Here is a 357-nt window from a genome sequence, read left to right on the forward strand (position 1 = left end):
GAAGCTCTCGAAGGTCTGCCAGTCCTGGCCGCGAAAGAACTCGTCCTTGAGGTGCCCGAAGACCTGCTCGGTGGCGCCGTTGTCGATGCAGTTGCCTTTGCGTGACATGCTCTGGATGAAACCGTTATCGGCGAGCGCACTGATGTAGGCCTTGTGCTGGTATTGCCATCCCATGTCCGAGTGCAAGATCGGCTCGGCCCCTGCGGGCTTGGCGTCCATGAGCATCTGGAGCATCTCTTTTTGTTGGGCGAGGTTGGGACACATGGAGATGGAGTGGGCGACGATCTCTTTGCTGGCAAAGTCGTAGACCGGAGCGAGGTAGGCCTTACCGAAGGAGAGCTTGAACTCGGTGACGTC

General features: G+C 58.5%; 1 protein-coding gene. It reads right to left on the bottom strand.

Translation table 11 applies throughout. The annotated features are described in order from the left end of the window. Nucleotides 1-357 (bottom strand): DDE-type integrase/transposase/recombinase (locus QP415_RS10960; protein ID WP_285100083.1); only part of this gene is annotated, 357 nt, incomplete at both ends.

It is taken from the genome of Pauljensenia sp. UMB3104, from assembly GCF_030217285.1.
Lineage (GTDB): Bacteria > Actinomycetota > Actinomycetes > Actinomycetales > Actinomycetaceae > Pauljensenia.